Source organism: Aurantibacillus circumpalustris (genome assembly GCF_029625215.1).
Classification (GTDB): Bacteria; Bacteroidota; Bacteroidia; order B-17B0; family Aurantibacillaceae; genus Aurantibacillus; species Aurantibacillus circumpalustris.
Window position 1 is genome coordinate 1,829,831 of the sequence record NZ_CP121197.1, and the last position, 16,147, is coordinate 1,845,977.

Annotated in this window: 12 protein-coding genes; 8 read left to right on the forward strand and 4 right to left on the reverse strand. The window is 35.7% G+C overall.

Annotated elements, in window-relative coordinates:
• The first annotated feature begins 120 nt into the window (after window positions 1-120).
• The 3 genes from P2086_RS07700 to P2086_RS07710 all read left to right on the forward strand — a co-directional run bounded on the left by P2086_RS07700 (window position 121) and on the right by P2086_RS07710 (window position 4,079).
• Window positions 121-1,356, forward strand: a complete 1,236-nt coding sequence (locus P2086_RS07700; RefSeq protein WP_317899870.1) for a sensor histidine kinase — start codon at window positions 121-123, stop codon at window positions 1,354-1,356.
• Window positions 1,349-2,056 carry a response regulator transcription factor gene (locus P2086_RS07705; protein ID WP_317899871.1) on the forward strand — a complete coding sequence of 236 codons (708 nt, stop codon included), beginning with the start codon at window positions 1,349-1,351 and terminating at the stop codon, window positions 2,054-2,056. Before P2086_RS07700 ends, P2086_RS07705 begins: the two co-directional genes overlap by 8 nt.
• A 148-nt stretch (window positions 2,057-2,204) precedes the next feature.
• Window positions 2,205-4,079 (forward strand): T9SS type A sorting domain-containing protein, encoded by a 1,875-nt coding sequence (locus P2086_RS07710; protein WP_317899872.1) that lies wholly within the window; start codon window positions 2,205-2,207, stop codon window positions 4,077-4,079.
• 44 nt (window positions 4,080-4,123) lie between these two features.
• Here the strand turns inward: P2086_RS07710 and P2086_RS07715 are convergent, their stop codons facing one another.
• Complete coding sequence (locus P2086_RS07715) at window positions 4,124-4,522, reverse strand: (R)-mandelonitrile lyase (RefSeq protein WP_317899873.1); 399 nt, start codon at window positions 4,520-4,522, stop codon at window positions 4,124-4,126.
• Window positions 4,523-4,596: 74 nt separating this feature from the next.
• Window positions 4,597-5,370, reverse strand: a complete 774-nt coding sequence (locus P2086_RS07720; RefSeq protein ID WP_317899874.1) for a hypothetical protein — start codon at window positions 5,368-5,370, stop codon at window positions 4,597-4,599.
• 220 nt (window positions 5,371-5,590) lie between these two features.
• On the opposite strand from P2086_RS07720, the gene P2086_RS07725 reads away from it, so the two are divergent.
• The 5 genes from P2086_RS07725 to P2086_RS07745 all read left to right on the forward strand — a co-directional run bounded on the left by P2086_RS07725 (window position 5,591) and on the right by P2086_RS07745 (window position 14,071).
• Window positions 5,591-6,559: a hypothetical protein gene (locus P2086_RS07725; RefSeq protein ID WP_317899875.1), complete on the forward strand. Its 969-nt coding sequence runs from the start codon at window positions 5,591-5,593 to the stop codon at window positions 6,557-6,559.
• Between the two features lie 387 nt (window positions 6,560-6,946).
• The gene (locus P2086_RS07730) at window positions 6,947-7,840 is read left to right on the forward strand and encodes a hypothetical protein (RefSeq protein WP_317899876.1); all 894 of its coding nucleotides are present in this window, start codon (window positions 6,947-6,949) and stop codon (window positions 7,838-7,840) included.
• A gap of 12 nt (window positions 7,841-7,852) precedes the next feature.
• The gene (locus P2086_RS07735; protein ID WP_317899877.1) at window positions 7,853-10,927 is read left to right on the forward strand and encodes a TonB family protein; all 3,075 of its coding nucleotides are present in this window, start codon (window positions 7,853-7,855) and stop codon (window positions 10,925-10,927) included.
• Window positions 10,928-11,200: 273 nt separating this feature from the next.
• Window positions 11,201-12,883 carry a YfiR/HmsC family protein gene (locus tag P2086_RS07740; protein ID WP_317899878.1) on the forward strand — a complete coding sequence of 561 codons (1,683 nt, stop codon included), beginning with the start codon at window positions 11,201-11,203 and terminating at the stop codon, window positions 12,881-12,883.
• Window positions 12,884-13,288: 405 nt separating this feature from the next.
• The gene (locus P2086_RS07745) at window positions 13,289-14,071 is read left to right on the forward strand and encodes a DUF3050 domain-containing protein (protein WP_317899879.1); all 783 of its coding nucleotides are present in this window, start codon (window positions 13,289-13,291) and stop codon (window positions 14,069-14,071) included.
• A gap of 169 nt (window positions 14,072-14,240) precedes the next feature.
• On the opposite strand, the gene P2086_RS07750 is transcribed toward P2086_RS07745, so the two are convergent.
• Window positions 14,241-15,455 (reverse strand): retropepsin-like aspartic protease, encoded by a 1,215-nt coding sequence (locus P2086_RS07750; RefSeq protein ID WP_317899880.1) that lies wholly within the window; start codon window positions 15,453-15,455, stop codon window positions 14,241-14,243.
• A 133-nt stretch (window positions 15,456-15,588) separates the two neighbouring features.
• A complete protein-coding gene (locus tag P2086_RS07755) occupies window positions 15,589-16,038 on the reverse strand; it encodes a DMT family transporter (protein WP_317899881.1) in 450 nt (149 codons plus the stop codon).
• Window positions 16,039-16,147 lie beyond the last annotated feature (109 nt).

Genomic DNA, 16,147 nt, shown 5'->3' on the forward strand with positions numbered 1-16,147 from the left:
CAACTATACAAATGTACGCGCAGATTCCAATAAATGTTGTTACTAAGGAGTTATTGCCTTGTTAACGACCTGTTAACGCAAAATAGATCCCATTTAAAATAAGTAATTTTAGAAAATCAAATGAAAACAAACCGAACTTATTTATTTATTGCCAGTTCATCGATTGCGCTTTTGGTCGTTCTTATTATTCAAGTGAACTGGATTTTGGAGACTGCAAAAATAAAAGAAGAGTTATTTACTGAAAAGGCAAACATTGTTCTTTCAAGAACCGCCGAGGCTGTGTCATCTGACTCTACTATGCGAACTAACATTGAAAGCGGCCTTAGTAAAGAAGAAGTTAGCAGGATAGATTCTTTGCTTATGTTTTACATGCGCTTTTATAATATTCGTATTGCTTATTATTTTGAAGTAAAGCCAGGTCAATCTTCTCTTAAAAAGGATACTGCCATTGCTCATACGCCCTATACAAAGTTTGCAGATACTTACACTCAGTGTTTAAAGGAAAATAATGGTAGTAATGCCTTAGAATTAAAACTTGTTTTTCCGGATAAAGAAGAATTTATCATTGAGGAAATGGGAATTCCATTCATCTCTTCTGTTTTATTGATACTCATTGTGGGCGTTATGTTTTGGCGAACATCCGTCTCCTTGCTTAAAGAAAAACAAATATCAGAACACACTACTGATTTTTTAAATAACATGACGCATGAATTTAAAACCCCTTTAACAAACATTGCTTTAGCCGGCAAAATGATGATTAAGGAATCAAATAGTAAACAAGAAGAAAAAGTAAAACATTATTGTGGAATCATTCTGGAAGAAAATGAAAAACTCAGTCGACAAGTTGAACAAGTGTTGAGTATGACTGCCTTAGAAAGAGGCGAAATTCCAATTCAAAAAACAGACTTAGATATTCACCAATTAATAAATGATTCTATAAAATGTATTCACGTACAAATTGAAAACGCAAATGGAGGGCTATTATTAAACTTGAATGCGGAAAAATTTGCAATCAAGGGAGATAAAACACATCTTACGAATGCTTTATGTAACTTAATAGATAATGCTATTAAATATTCTGAAGAAAAACCTGAAATAAAAATTGAGACAACGAATAACACTCAGAATTTAATCATTCAAATTTCTGATAGTGGCATCGGCATTGATAGCGAATACCATGAAAAAGTATTCGAAAAGTTTTTTAGAGTACCAACGGGTAATGTGCACGATGTAAAAGGATTTGGTTTGGGTTTGGCCTACATTAAAAAAATTATTGAACTACATGGCGGCAAAATTGAATTAGAAAGCGAAAGGGGAGAAGGCACAACGTTTATTATCTCATTACCTTATGTCTGAAGAACGTTTAAAAATATTACTTGCTGAAGATGATCTCAACTTGGGTGTGCTTTTGGTTGATTACCTGGAGACGGAAGGTTTTGATGTAAAATTATGTAAAGACGGAGATCTGGCTTTAAAAGCTTTTGGCGATTATTCTTTTGACTTGTGCATATTAGATGTGATGATGCCCAAGCTAGATGGCTTTTCCCTGGCCAAACAAATTAAATTAAAAAATAAAGTCATCCCCCTAATTTTTATTACCGCAAAATCTTTAAAAGAAGACAAATTAAAAGGCTATGATTTGGGCGCTGATGATTATGTCACGAAACCTTTTGATGAAGAAGAGTTGCTTTGGAAAATAAAGGCCCTTATTCGTAGAATTCCCGAAAACAAAACTCTGCGCAAGGTCGAAGTCATTTCAATTGGAAAATATGTGTTCGATTTTAATAATCAGTCGTTAAGTATTTCAGGAAAAGTGAAACGCATTACCGAAAAGGAAAGTGACATTCTAAACTATTTATGCGATCATAAAAATAACATCATAAAGCGGGAAGATATGGTAAAAACGCTTTGGGGTGAGAGCGACTATTTTTTTGGAAGAAGCCTGGATGTTTTTATTACAAAAATCAGAAAGTACTTAAAAGAAGATCCAACCATTACAATTGAAAATGTGTTTGGTGTAGGTTTTATTTTTAATGTGCCAGTGAAGCGGTTTTAAAGTCGATTTTGCTTTGTAACCGATATTGATACACTGCGAGTGAGTAAAAGCGTATTTTCAAAAAAGTATCAATAAACGAATGAGTAGGAGTGTCATCTTAATGAGTGAATGCCTTGCGATTTTATTTTATCTCAATTAAATTTATTATATGAGAAAAAACATTACAGCCTTTATTTTTTTAATGTGCAGTACTTTCTTATTTGCGCAAAACCAAAACAGAAAATGGTATTTCGGCGATCACGCCGGACTTGATTTCAATACAAGCCCACCTACAATTCTTAATAATTCGGCAAGCTACAGCCACTTTGGTTGTTCAACCGTAGGGGATGCCTCTGGAAATTTGTTGTTTTATACGGATGGAATGACAGTATACGATCAAACCCACAGTATTATGGCCAATGGCACCGGCTTAGGAACAGTAACCAATACAAATTCTTTGCAGTATCAATATTCACTAATAGTAAAACAACCTGGCAACACAAACATCTATTTTATTTTCTCAAACTGTAATACAGGAAGTTTAAGCGGCACTTATTATTCGGTTGTGGATATGAGCCTTGCTGCCGGCATTGGTTCGGTAACCATTAAAAATACCTGTGTTTATTTGGGCATTGTCTCCGGACAAATGACCTCTATAAAACATTGCAACAATTCGGATGTTTGGGTGCTTACACATGAACATGGCACAGCTAATTTTCGCGCCTATCAGGTAAGTGCTTCAGGTGTTAGTGTAAGTCCAGTAATATCTCCTGTTGGTTTAACTGGTGTTACTTCCAGTTATATTAAAGGGTCTCCTAACGGAAAAAAACTTGTATCTGTTTATAACAGTTCTTATTTAACCTTATATGATTTTGACAATGCTACGGGCGTTATTTCCAATACACTTTCTTTAACCAGTAACCCCCAAGCTATTTTCCAATCCATGGAATTCTCTCCCGACGGAACAAAACTCTATTGTTCGTCTAATCCGCTAGGCTCTCATCATATTTGTCAATGGGATTTGTGCGCGGGTTCCAACACAGCAATAGTTGCCTCGCAATACACCATCGCGGCCACCAACCTCCAATACGGAATGCAGTTGGCCCCCGATGGTAAAATTTATGTTGCAAGATTAGCGCAAACATCCCTTGGTGTCATCAATAATCCAAACGCAATAGGTGCTGCCTGTGCTTATTCAAATACCGGTCAATCTATTGCGCCAGGTATTTGCCGGTATGGTCTTCCCAGTTTTACGAATCTTCCTCCTGCCTCTCCCCAATTTAGCTATAGTAGTATGTGCCAAACTGTAAATTACACAAATACAGCTGCAACAGCTACTGCAATAAATAGTTGTGCCATGGCAACTCCTTCCTTAGTTTCCACTTTCTGGAATTTTGGTGATCCGCTTACTACTACAAATAATACAAGCACCGCACAAAATCCTTTGCATGTATATAGTTCTACTGGAACTTACACCACTACACTTATATTAAATTACCTGTGTTTTAGTGATACGCTAAAACAAATCATCAACGTTACGGCAGCCAGTCCAACCTTTGCCGTGTCAGGCCCGACAGCAATCTGCAAAGGAGATTTGGCAATTTATACAATTTCTACTACTAATTCCTATAATTATAATTGGAGTAACGGTGCAAATACTTCGAGTATTGCCGTAACACCCACTAATAATGTAAACTATACGGTTACAGCAATTAGTCCTACGACCGAATGTCAATATAGCAAAGTAATTTCTCTGATAGTTAATAAATGCACAAGTATTGAAAATGTAGGGCTGGTTTTAGAGAACATTTCCGTGTACCCAAATCCCGCCTCGCAACTACTAACTATTGAATCTGAAGATTTGTATAAAAGAGATGGTCTTACCGAAATAAATATTTCAAATCAATTGGGACAAATTATTTATACTAAAACACTCAATTCTACAAAGGAACAAATTGACATAAGCACTTGGCCAAAAGGAGTGTATTTAATGCAGATAAAGAAAGGTGAACAATCTGCAACTAAGAAACTGGTGTTAGAATAATCACTTCTTAAAACCATTAATTCATTGTAAGGGTAATTCTTAACTTATTTCGTGTCGTTATATTCTTTATCGCTCACAGCTTCCAACCAATCGGTACTACCATTTTGAGGATTAATGGCAACGTGTGTAAACGAACTTGTATGCGAAGCCCCATGCCAGTGTTTAATGTGCGGAGCAACCGTGAGCACATCGCCTTTATTTAAAACCTGTATTGTCTTTCCTAATTCTTGATAGTAGCCAACACCATCGGTCACCATTAAAATTTGTCCGCCCGAATGCGTGTGCCAGGTGGTTCTTGCGCAAGGTTCAAACGTAACATTAGCAACCTGACAATTAAAAGTTGCATCATTTGGAACTAAAACATTCATCCAAGCAGTTCCTGTAAAATAATCTGTTGGGGCCTTTTCTCCTTTCGGGAAAACGGAATTTTGAGATGTGTTCATGCTTACGTGCTTTTTAGAAATACTTTAATTTCAGTATTGCTGTGAAATTGAAAAAATAGTTTAAAGAATTAATCTTAAAAAAGATATCCAAGCTTAATGAATACATTAAATCTATTCGCTGCCCTCACCCTTGATCTTATTGTTTCATTGATATACTCATCCTGCTTAGGATATGCATCGGTAGAGAATGGTAAAAGTGGTTCAACTGCCGAGATAAGAGCAAATAATTGAAAATGGAATCCGTAATCGAGAACAAGCCTATTAAATAAAACGCGGCTCATTCCTGTGCCAATAAGAAGATCTGCACTGTAATGGCTTTCAAAATCAGAACCAAAATTAGTGATTAGGGTGTCATGATTATTCACCGTTTGAAGAATGTTCATGTACTCATCATGTTTTGAACTCATTACGCTTATAGAAGGACCAATAATAAAATATCTTCCCCAAGGAGCAATATATTTACGTGTATACGTTTTTAAATAAGCTGTATACGTATAAGCATTAATTACATAATAGTCGCTAGGTTTATCCGAATTGCTATTAAGAGTAAGCCTATTATCGTAGCCGGTTCGCAAATATTTTAACGAAACACCCATCAGTATACTTTTTGATAAGGCTCGCTCAAGAAAAAATTCATGCGTTAAATTAATTCGGATGTAGCCTGTTTCTGAACTTCCCTTCGCATTACCAAGAAGCGTTTTATTATCAGCAGTTGAACCAAAAGTAACTGGGTTCATGTGAGCACCATATCCAAAAACAGTTTTTTTACCCATATAACCAGGGCCTTGACTCCAAAGTAGAATTGGAAATACTAGAAGTGAGTATAAAAGGCTGTTTTGTGTTTTCATTTATTAAAACCTTTTGTTTGTTTCATTGAAGATAAAATTTGAAAATTCCATTGTATTATTTTTAGTTTTGAGTTGAATTATATTATTTTGGTGAAAAAAATAAAAAAGGGTTTATTCACTGCAACAAATATATATTCTTTGTTATAATGTTAAGCAAAAACCGAAAAGAATTTCAAAAATTATTTATGTATCTAGTTTTTTCATAAATTCGTGACACAACATGAAACACAAAATCATCTTTTTTATTTTGGCAATAAGTGTACTTATGTGTTTGCCTTTTTGCAAAAGACCAAGTGAACGACTGCCTTTGGTTACAACCTCAGTAGTAAGTCCTGAAATAACAGAGGCCTATTGCAGCGGTGTACTGTATAATGAAGGCGATTCTAAAATAATAGAAAAGGGTATCTGTTGGGGAACTAAGGGAAATGTTTCTATAACAGATAACAAGGTAATTTCTAATACAGAAGGTAAAACATTTACTGCAAAATTAGAAGGATTAGAATCAGTTAGTACATATTACGCGCGAGCATATGCTACAAATGCGTTTGGCACCTCCTATGGTAAGGTTGTTTCATTTAATACCTGGGGCGTTACTGCGCCAAATATTAGTTTGTCGGCAATATCTAACTTTAACTATGTTGATTTAACCTTAACCGTAAATCAAACGCAACCGTCTAGTTATACAACTGGCATTTGCTGGTCCAAGAGCTCGTTACCGACAGTATCAGATAACACAATAACCGTATCTCAAAGAAAATTCAGCGATCCTTTTCCTTATAACAAGAGTTATACCTTGAGTATTCAGGATCTTGACCAAACAACTATTTATAACGCGCGAGCTTATGTTGCAACGAATTTTGGAATCGCATATAGCAATCAATTTTCTTGGGTTACTTCAAATCCCGTATCTTTTTCAATACTTTCGTTAGGTAGTGCAAACGCATCGTTTCAGGTTTATGTTTCAGGCAATAATTTGTCGTCAATAAAAACTATGGGTATATGTTGGAGTGAAGATCCTACCCCGACTGAAACAGATTATAGAATCGAAAGGGCCTACACGAACACAATTTCGAATAATTTCAGTATTTCACCACTTAAGTCTAACACAACTTATTTTCTGAGATCCTATGTTAAAACGGATACTAAAACCATTTACGGTGCTGAAGAAAAAATGATTCGAACACTGTAAAGGGCCGTTAAAGATATTAATGGGAATTTATGTAACACAGTGAAAATAGGAGGTAACGATTGGTTGGATTCCAATTTTAGAGTGCCTTCCTTTAATAAGGGTTCAGTAATTCCACTTGCCGCGGCTAATAACTATAACCTAAGTGTAAGTTATGTGAATGCAAAGACACCTGCATATTGTTAGTCTTGTAGCAGAAAGAGAAATGAATTTTCCATCCATGCATTTGCACACTAGACATAACTTATTTTTTAGTTTACATATAACGGAAAACCGTGAATATTAAAATCAGCGAGCAATTTCAAGCAAGGAATATGTTTTTAAAATTATTTATGTTACTTTAGACCGTCCCGAACTAAAGAAAACGTTACCTAACATTTATTAGAATTTATGTTGAACAATTCCTCAAAAAAGATCTTTGTGTCTTTATGTGGCGAAAATCAAAATTCGTTACGCGATGAGCTTTCATCCGTTTTAGATAGCGCAGGCATGAATGTATTATCTACGAATGCCTATTCTCCTGAAACACTGGTGAAAGTGACAGAAGAAAATATTTTAAAAGCTAATTGCTCCATTCATATTATTTTTCCAGAGTACGCTCCGCTTCTTACAACAGATAATACCAATTCTATTTCAAGATTTCAATTTTTTGAAGCCAAAAGAAAACTTGCTTCTGATCCTGATTTCAGAATAATCGTATGGCTACCGCCCTCTACTGGTATAACAAATGTTGAAACAAAACAATTAGATTTTATTAATGAAGTGAGAAATAATATCTCAAAAAACATGATTTTTAGTAATGCTGAAACGCCTATTCAGCTTACTGATGACATCCGCTCACTGCTTGAATTTAAAGATGATGTTGAATTTGATACCAATCTGACTGATATTTTTTTAATTTCAAATCAATTGGATGAAAGTGAAGCGAATGAAATTATGGATATGTTGAGTGATATTGTGCCTGTTGAAAGATTGAGTATTGTGCAAGATAGCGATATGGACTATTCGGAGTATTGCACACAACAAATAGGTAAAAGTAAATTGGCCGTAGTATATTTTAAGGAGTCTGGAGAATGGGCGCTCCCTTTTACTCAGCAAGTTTGGAAAAAAATTGGTGGGGCATCTTCACACACCCCAATACTCTTGATTGGTGATGAAGACCCGGAAAGAAATTTTAATAAAAAATTTAAGGCACCAAAAGTAATGTCATTAATCATTGCCGGAGAATTGATTCCACTTGAAATAAAAATGAGTTATGATAAAGTTATGGAAGGTAAAGCTTAAATCGTTTAATAAATGGTGAACGAAAAAATATGTCCATACCCTGGTCTTAGGCCTTTTAGCGAAGACGAGTCTATTTATTTTAAAGGTCGTGAAGATCACATCGATAAGATAATTGCGCGACTTGAAAAAAATAAATTCGTTATGCTTACCGGTGCTTCTGGCGACGGAAAATCTTCTATTGTATATGCGGGTGTTATTCCAAATGCACGGGCTGGGTTTTTTAAAGCCAAGTTTAACAACTGGGTGGTGGCTGATTTCAGGCCCGACCGATCACCTTTAAAAAATCTATCAACAGTAATTTCCGAAAAATTAGAATACAATAATACCGACAGTGTTGAAAAAGAACTGGGATACGGTTTTTCTAAATTAATTAGCCTTTACAAAAACTCACCATTTCATCTCGATACTAATAGTGAAGAATGGCGCAATGCGGACGATAATGAAAGGAAAAAATTAAAAAGAAAAGCGGCTAATCTTTTTATTCTTGTCGATCAATTCGAAGAGTTTTTTACAAATCCTGAAAATTATCAAAATGGAAAGCCTTCTGCTAATTCCATGACCGTTGTGAACCTTCTTCTTGAAACGGCAAAAATAGCACTCGAACAAGATCTTCCCATCTATATTATTTGCACTATGCGTTCTGATTATATTGGACAATGTGCAACGTTTAGAGGCTTACCTGAATACATTGGTTTCAGTCAGTTTTTTGTTCCGCGCTTGAAAAGAAAAGAAATTCATCAGGTAATTGAAGAGCCTGCCATATTAAGTGGTAATGCAATTTCAAATCGTCTTATTGAAACGCTTATCAATGGAGTAGGGGAGGGCTTTGATCAATTGCCGATTTTGCAACATGCATTAAATAGTTTGTGGCATGCGGCGAACAATGGACATGAAGAAATGGATCTGATTCATCTTGCTATGATTGGTGGATTGTCGGATACCAATCTTTCCAAGGAAGAAAAAGTAAGATTTGATCACTGGCTTTCAAAACAACCAGAGTTTTATAAAAAGTACTTCGTCAATTTTTCGCTCGAACAATCTTTGTCTGCGAATACAAATATTCTTTATGAAACGGCTGATACGTATTATAATGCAACGCATGAACAAAAAATTAGTAAGACGGATGCACAATTAATCCTTAAAAACACATTTCAATCATTAACAAAAATTGATGACTCGCGCGCGGTACGTAATCGTATAACTTTACAAGAAATAACAGATATTATCAATCAACCCAACATTTCAACAGCTGTTGTAGGTGGTGTGATTAATATTTACCGTGAACAGGGTAATTTTGTAAAACCTTTTATTACCAAAGAAACTTCTTCACACCAATTAAAAGATAATGAGGTATTAGATATTACGCACGAAAGTTTAATTCGTAATTGGGATCTTCTCAAACAATGGGTAGATGAAGAAAGTGAAAACAGAGCGAATTATCTGGATTTTTATAAGCAGATCCAGCGTTGGGTAAATGGTGGAAGAACGCAAGCTTATTTATTGGCAAAAGGACCACTTGCTTTTTTTGAAAGTTGGTATGTGACTTCACGCATCAATATGTATTGGTTGGTGAAATACGATCAAAGTGAATTATCACAAGATCAGAAAAAGAAAATAGCAGCAGAGCAAATAAAAAATGCAGAAGAATTTTTAAAGAAAAGCAATGCTTTACTTAAATTAAGGCGACGTTTAATTCTCTCTTTAGTAAGCGGCGTTGTTGTGTTTGTATTACTCGGACTAACCTATGCTTTGTACGGACAAAAAGTTAAAACAAAAAAAATCGAACACCTTAAATTTGGAGAACTTCAAACAAAGGTTATAGCACCATCAAGTTTTGTTTCTGTTGGAGAAGAATACAAGGCCGATATATTTCTTCTTACACGTAGTTCACAATTTACACCACTTGAACCGAAAATATTTTTAGGAAAATTTGATGTGAACGGAAGACTCAATGAAATATATGATACGGTATCAGTTCAAGATGGTATGGGAAGTTTGTCGGTAAAAACATCAGAACCAGGTGAGCACTTGGTGCAAGGGGAGTACCAAATAAAAAGTCCATCAGGTTTAGTTCTCAGCTATCCATTTGAAGCAAGTTATAAGGTAGCACGATCATCTGTAATGATTTCTGCAGATCAAATGAATGTGTTTTATGCAGGGATTAAAAATCCTATTAGTATTGGTGTGGCTGGTATAGCTCCAGCTGATCTTGTTATTAAAACAGATCGCAACGTATCTATCGAACCTGTTGGCCCAGGGCATTACGATCTATTGTCGCCGATACCTCAAGTTATTAGTATTTCAGTATTAGCAAAAATGAAAGGGCAAGTGATTCCTATGGGTCCACCCGTAAAATTTCGCGTTAAACCCATGCCTGATCCCACGCCTGTTTTTGGTACCGTAAAAGGTTCGTCTAAAATAAATAAGCAATTGCTTTTAAGCACACCTGCACTTAAAGCTGTATTGTTTGGATTTGATTTTAATACCTCGTTCACTATTACATCTTTTGAATTGGTTTTAATTCGTGATAATGAAACTTTTAAACTATCCAATTCCTCAAGTGGAGAAATTACCGGTGAAATGAGAAGAGAATTTAAAAAGCTGACAAACGGAAACAGAATTATTTTTAGTAATATAGAAGCTCTTGGCACCGATGGTTTAAACCGAGAACTGTCGCCTGTGGTACTTGAACTTACAGGCGAATTGCCAAAGGACGACAAAACTGAAACTGCGGCTAAAGTATTTATTCCGACCACTGCTGAAAAAGCAGAGTTTCCAGGTGGAGCAGCTGCCTTAAAAGAATTTATTCAGGAAAGTATAAAGTACCCTGCGATGGCTCAAGAAGGAGGAGTGAGCGGGAAGTGCCTAATTAAATTTCTTGTAAACGAAGATGGCAGCATTAGTAATGTTGAAGTTGCCGAAACGGTACCAGGTTGCCCAGAGTGCGATGATGAAGCGATACGTGTTATTAAATCAATGCCAAAATGGAATCCTGCAAAAAATGGAGATCGTGTTCAAAAATCAACATATTTGTTGCCAGTAAGTTTTCATATTTTGGCAACAGAAGCAACTACACCTAAAAAGTAATTGATTCGATCTGGATCATTTGCATGCGAGAATATACTAAATAGCACGATTAGCTTGTTTCCACATGAAAATTTGAAGATTTCGTAATTGAGAATTATTCTTTAACATTGTTTACCGAGACTCACAAAAAACTATTAAAACAGAATGAAAAAGGACTGGCACTTTTCGAACGAGTTTTCAAGGAGTTTTGTTTTCCTACTGATAATATTTCTAGGCACCCAGGTGCATTGCCAACATTTGGAATCTTTGTTAAGGGTCGACCAAGATTCCAAAATGAAAGCGGTTTTTATTTACAATTTTACAAAATATTTCGAGTGGTCAAATTTATCTAACAGGAATGATTTTCGTATTGCATTGGTGGGAGCGGACAGTCTACTTGTAAAAGAATTTAAGAACCTTGCAAGCGAAAAAAAAGTTGGTCAAAAGGAAATTTCAGTATTGACGTATGATGGTTATACTCCGATGATGAAAATTGGAGCAGAGGTACTTTATGTGAACATGTCCAAATATCCAAATTATGATTTTAGTCATGATATGAAAAACACACTTGTGGTGTCGGATAACGGTAAGGATCTAGATAACGCCATGATCGCATTTACGTATATTCAAGGAATGCTTAAATTCGCTGTGAATAAAGTTAACATTCAAGAAGCCGGTTTCCTAAAAATGCACCCTGACTTCGAAATGCTTGCCTCAGCAGTGATCAGGAATAAAAGTGAGTACAAAAAAAATAGAATTGAACACGCAAAGTGGGAAAACGTATTTGAGAAATTGAAATCTTCTGTAACAGGCGATAAAAAAGAAGTTGCATTTACAAAAAAAGAAATAGAAGAAGTCGTTGGTAAATTTTCAGCGCAAACGAACGAGATAAGCACCCAAAAACAAAAGGCCTTGATTAATGAAATTGAAATTCGCGACCAGAAGCGGTTGCGAAATATTTCGATAGGGTTTATTATTTTATTCATGATTTTATCTGGTTTTATCTTCAAGAGCTTACAACAAAACAAAAAGCAAAACAAAATTATTACTGCCCAGAAAGAAGAGGTTGAAAAGCAAAATCATGTGATCAATAAACAGAAGCAGCTTGTTGAGGAAAAGCATAGGGAAATAACCGATAGCATCAACTATGCAGAAAGGATCCAGCGTAGTTTTTTAGCAACAAAAGAACTTCTTAATAAAAATTTGAAAGATTACTTTGTGTTTTTTAAACCCAAAGATGTTGTAAGTGGTGACTTCTATTGGGCGGAAAGGTTTAGTAATGGTAATTTTATTCTTGTAACGGCTGACAGCACAGGCCATGGTGTTCCGGGTGCCATTATGAGTATTCTAAACATTACTAGTCTCGAAAAAGCAATTGAAAATAATACGCAACCCGCAGATATTTTAAACGCTGCTCGTAAAACAATCATCGAGCGTTTAAAAAAGGATGGGAGTGCAGAAGGTGGAAAGGACGGTATGGATTGTAGTCTACTTATGTTCGATTCTAAGAATAAAAAATTAATTATCGCTGCAGCCAATAATCCGGTTTGGATTGTATGTAAAGCCACTCAAACAAACGCTGTCACTTCGAGTAGCGACGGAGGAGGCGTATTGACTAGTGATGTAACTAATTCTCGATCCGAGCAAAGCTCTACCCGGACTGACATTGAAGTACTCGAAATAAAACCTAACAAAATGCCGGTAGGCAAACACGATAAACAAGATGTTTCATTTACACAACAAGAAATTAATTTGCAAAGCGGTGATGTTATCTATTGTTTAACCGATGGTTTTGCTGATCAATTCGGCGGACCAAACGGCAAAAAATTTATGAGTAAAAATCTCAGGGAATTATTATCCACTAACTCCCATTTATCCATGCAGGAACAAAAACAATTGTTGGAATCCACCTTCACAAACTGGATCGGAAATATAGAGCAGGTAGACGACATCACTGTCATTGGAATTCGTGTATAACAGATCTACTCAAATTCTCTAATTCTTAATTAAAGTGAAACGGAATATCAGGATTAATGGTGTGGTTTTTATTCATTTCAATTTACCCATCCAACGAAACCCGCTTTGTGATCGACGAACTTCAATTTTAGAACGTTTATTCGCCGTATGCGTACTTAAGCAATCGTTTGCGTCTGGGTATTATGATTTGTTTAGAAATAAAATTCGTCTCAAGTCTTGTAATAAGCAGACAAAATTGTATTTTAGAGCTAAGGTTTTTTTGCTAAACTATTGCGTTACACAAATAGATCTGATCTTTGAGTAAACAAACCGAAGTAGATGTTTCTGTAAAGGGCGTGTATTTCAATACAACATCTTCTTATAAAAATTAGAGTTCAGAAAATATTAACCTCTAAAATATTAACTATGCAAAACACACGAATAAAAAAACTACAAAATGATATTGAGGTAATTAAAGAAAAATTAGCCAGTCATCCTCTTTATGATCATATGAGTTCTTTAGATGATTTAAGAATTTTTATGGCGTATCATGTTTTTGCTGTTTGGGATTTTATGTCGGTACTTAAAGTTCTGCAGCAACAACTCACCTACATGCATATTCCCTGGGTGCCTGAAGGTTGCCCGGATACACGCTACCTAATCAATCAAATTGTACTTGAAGAAGAAAGCGACCTTGATAATGAAGGAAAACGAACCAGTCATTTTGAACTTTATCTAAACGCAATGAAGCAAGCTGGGGCGGACACTTCGGCTATTGATCGGCTCATCACAAATTTAAAGTCAGGAAACGGATTTCCGTTGGCACTTGCCGAAAGTAAACTTCCCGATGCGGCAAGAAGTTTTATAAAAAACACTATTGAAACTTCTATTTCTTCTAATAAAATTCATGCACAAGCCGCAGTTTTTACTTTTGGAAGAAGAGAATTTTTACCAATAGAACTTAAAAATTTAGTCGTGAAGTTATCACAGGAAGATCCTGAGAGCTTGAGTATTATGAAATATTATATCGATCTTCACCCAAAGAAAGAAGATCAATTGCAATTAGCTATTCAAATGACAGTTGACTTGTGTGGTGAAGATGATGAAAAATGGATTGTCGCAACAAATGCAATCACAAGAACTTTAGACGCGCGAATAAAACTTCACGACGCTATATTGGATAAAATTAAGGCGGGAAAATCTAAATAAGATTTGCACTTTATTTATATCCAGAATATCATTGATGCTATTTGTGAATTGCTGACTAACTGAGTTAACAAGTTACCAGTTCATTATAGATAGTTTTATAATATGCGAAGAGGTACGTATAGATGTTTTCATGTGTTTGTTATAAAAGCACACCTGCAGGTAATTTATTTCAATGGTTTAAGAACACTGTTTCTTTTGCTACTTTAATATTCAACTCCTTATCACCACGTTTTACCAATAAAGAAATATCCGTATCTGAATTTTCAAAACGTCTGCCGAACAATAAACAATAGTTATCTATACTACAGGTACGAAAATTTTTTCCGTCCATCTCTAGCACCTGGTCGCCAAGTTTCAAACTTTCAAACCCTTCATTCTCTTTATAATGCGTTGAGCCTATAAAAACCTGCTGATCTTTTAGAATAAACGAAAAAAGAAATGACTTTTCAGTGGTGTTTTCATATGGCTTTACCGGAATCAAAGTCAGTTCATTCAACGACCAATCAAAGATCAGGCGGTAATTTCTAAAAAAATTAGTTCCTACAATTTTTGCAGCCTTTTTTCTAAAAGTTACAACTTGATTGAAGAGTTTAAGACTATCCATTTGAATGGTGGAAATAATAGCATGCCAGCTAGTATCTTGTCCGCCCCTTCCGTATAATCCAGAAGAACCAAAACCGTATGTGTAAGAATAATTTAGAGAATCTTTTTTCTTGAGTGTTTTAAATGTTTCTTCAGAGCAGTTAAAATCACCGTTTGAGCCAAGGTCTATTCCTACACTGCCTTCTATTTGGCCGTTCAGTTGTAGATCCACGCGCGGTGTTCCTGAAAGCGCCTGCTTAAATTTAATCGTTAAGGCATTGGAAGGAATTATCAAAGAGTGGCGATCGTTGGTAATGGTAATAATGTTACGCTCGTAATCAAATTGCCACACGGCCTTTCTCATAAGATTAGCACCGATAAATCCGTCAAGATGAAAACACGCAATTTCGGAGGAGTGTTCCAGATCGGCAATTGCTGCGCCAGTGCTGAGGAATTGTAAGCCGCCAATACCAATGCTGTCTATTGACGTAAAGCCGAGGCTACTTTTGTTTCCTTGCGAATCACCTGCTTTCCTACTTGTTACGGTTTTAATTCCCAGCTGTTGTGCCAGTTTTTTTGAAATCACATTAGGTGCGCCAGTATCAAGAAGAAAACTATACTCCTTACCATGAATAGTAACTTTAAGAACAATGAGCCCGTAACGCATTTCAAATGGGACTTCCGTTTTAAATGTTGTTTCGCGAACGCTACCTGCTTTCATGAGTTTCGCGGTTTTTAAAATGGCGCAACCAGAAAGAAAAACGAGTAGCGCGCTAAGTATTGTTATGTAAAATCGTTTCATAGATGTAATGGAAGTATGGTAAAAGAAAGATACAAATTTTTTAGAATGTATCAGAATAATGTACCTGGCATTACGCAAAGAAGAAAGCTAAAAGTTAATTAGTGACACTTCAGCATCTTAAATAAAAAATCAATCACTTTTTCATCACTAGATAAACTCCAACCACAATCAGCGTTACACCTACAAACCGCGTAGTATCAATTAAGCGGGTAGCAACATTAAACAAACCAAAGTGATCTATCACTACCGCAAACAAAATTTGTCCGGTTACAATAAAACCAATGGCTGTACCAACGCCAATGCGTGGAACCAAAATTGTAATCATCACCACATACGTGGCAACAATTAATCCTCCGAAATAGCCATAAATAGGAGCGTCCACTAATTGCTGCGGACTTGGCATTGCCACTCTGGAAATGAGCACAAATACTATCATTCCAACCAAACCGACTAAAAAAACCATTAAGCCTGTTATGGATGCATTACCAATACTTTTGCTAAACGCCGCGTTGGTGGCAGCCTGAATAGGAATGAGCGCGCCGGTAATTAACGCTAAAACGAGGTAGATTAAATTACTTTTCATGGGCTTACAAATTTTAAATCCTTAACAAAAATAAGTGATTTTAAAATTTGAAAACGAAATTATGTTTCTGAAGATATTTGCCAATTAACAGAAATTTCCTGCCAATAAA

Excerpts from the sequence above, each read along its gene's own strand:
- P2086_RS07700 (WP_317899870.1), top strand. The coding sequence starts at position 121 with ATGAAAACAAACCGAACTTATTTATTTATTGCCAGTTCATCGATTGCG.
- P2086_RS07705 (WP_317899871.1), top strand. The coding sequence starts at position 1,349 with ATGTCTGAAGAACGTTTAAAAATATTACTTGCTGAAGATGATCTCAAC.
- P2086_RS07710 (WP_317899872.1), top strand. The coding sequence starts at position 2,205 with ATGAGAAAAAACATTACAGCCTTTATTTTTTTAATGTGCAGTACTTTC.
- P2086_RS07715 (WP_317899873.1), bottom strand. The coding sequence starts at position 4,522 with ATGAACACATCTCAAAATTCCGTTTTCCCGAAAGGAGAAAAGGCCCCA.
- P2086_RS07720 (WP_317899874.1), bottom strand. The coding sequence starts at position 5,370 with ATGAAAACACAAAACAGCCTTTTATACTCACTTCTAGTATTTCCAATT.
- P2086_RS07725 (WP_317899875.1), top strand. The coding sequence starts at position 5,591 with ATGAAACACAAAATCATCTTTTTTATTTTGGCAATAAGTGTACTTATG.
- P2086_RS07730 (WP_317899876.1), top strand. The coding sequence starts at position 6,947 with ATGTTGAACAATTCCTCAAAAAAGATCTTTGTGTCTTTATGTGGCGAA.
- P2086_RS07735 (WP_317899877.1), top strand. The coding sequence starts at position 7,853 with ATGGTGAACGAAAAAATATGTCCATACCCTGGTCTTAGGCCTTTTAGC.
- P2086_RS07740 (WP_317899878.1), top strand. The coding sequence starts at position 11,201 with ATGAAAGCGGTTTTTATTTACAATTTTACAAAATATTTCGAGTGGTCA.
- P2086_RS07745 (WP_317899879.1), top strand. The coding sequence starts at position 13,289 with ATGCAAAACACACGAATAAAAAAACTACAAAATGATATTGAGGTAATT.
- P2086_RS07750 (WP_317899880.1), bottom strand. The coding sequence starts at position 15,455 with ATGAAACGATTTTACATAACAATACTTAGCGCGCTACTCGTTTTTCTT.
- P2086_RS07755 (WP_317899881.1), bottom strand. The coding sequence starts at position 16,038 with ATGAAAAGTAATTTAATCTACCTCGTTTTAGCGTTAATTACCGGCGCG.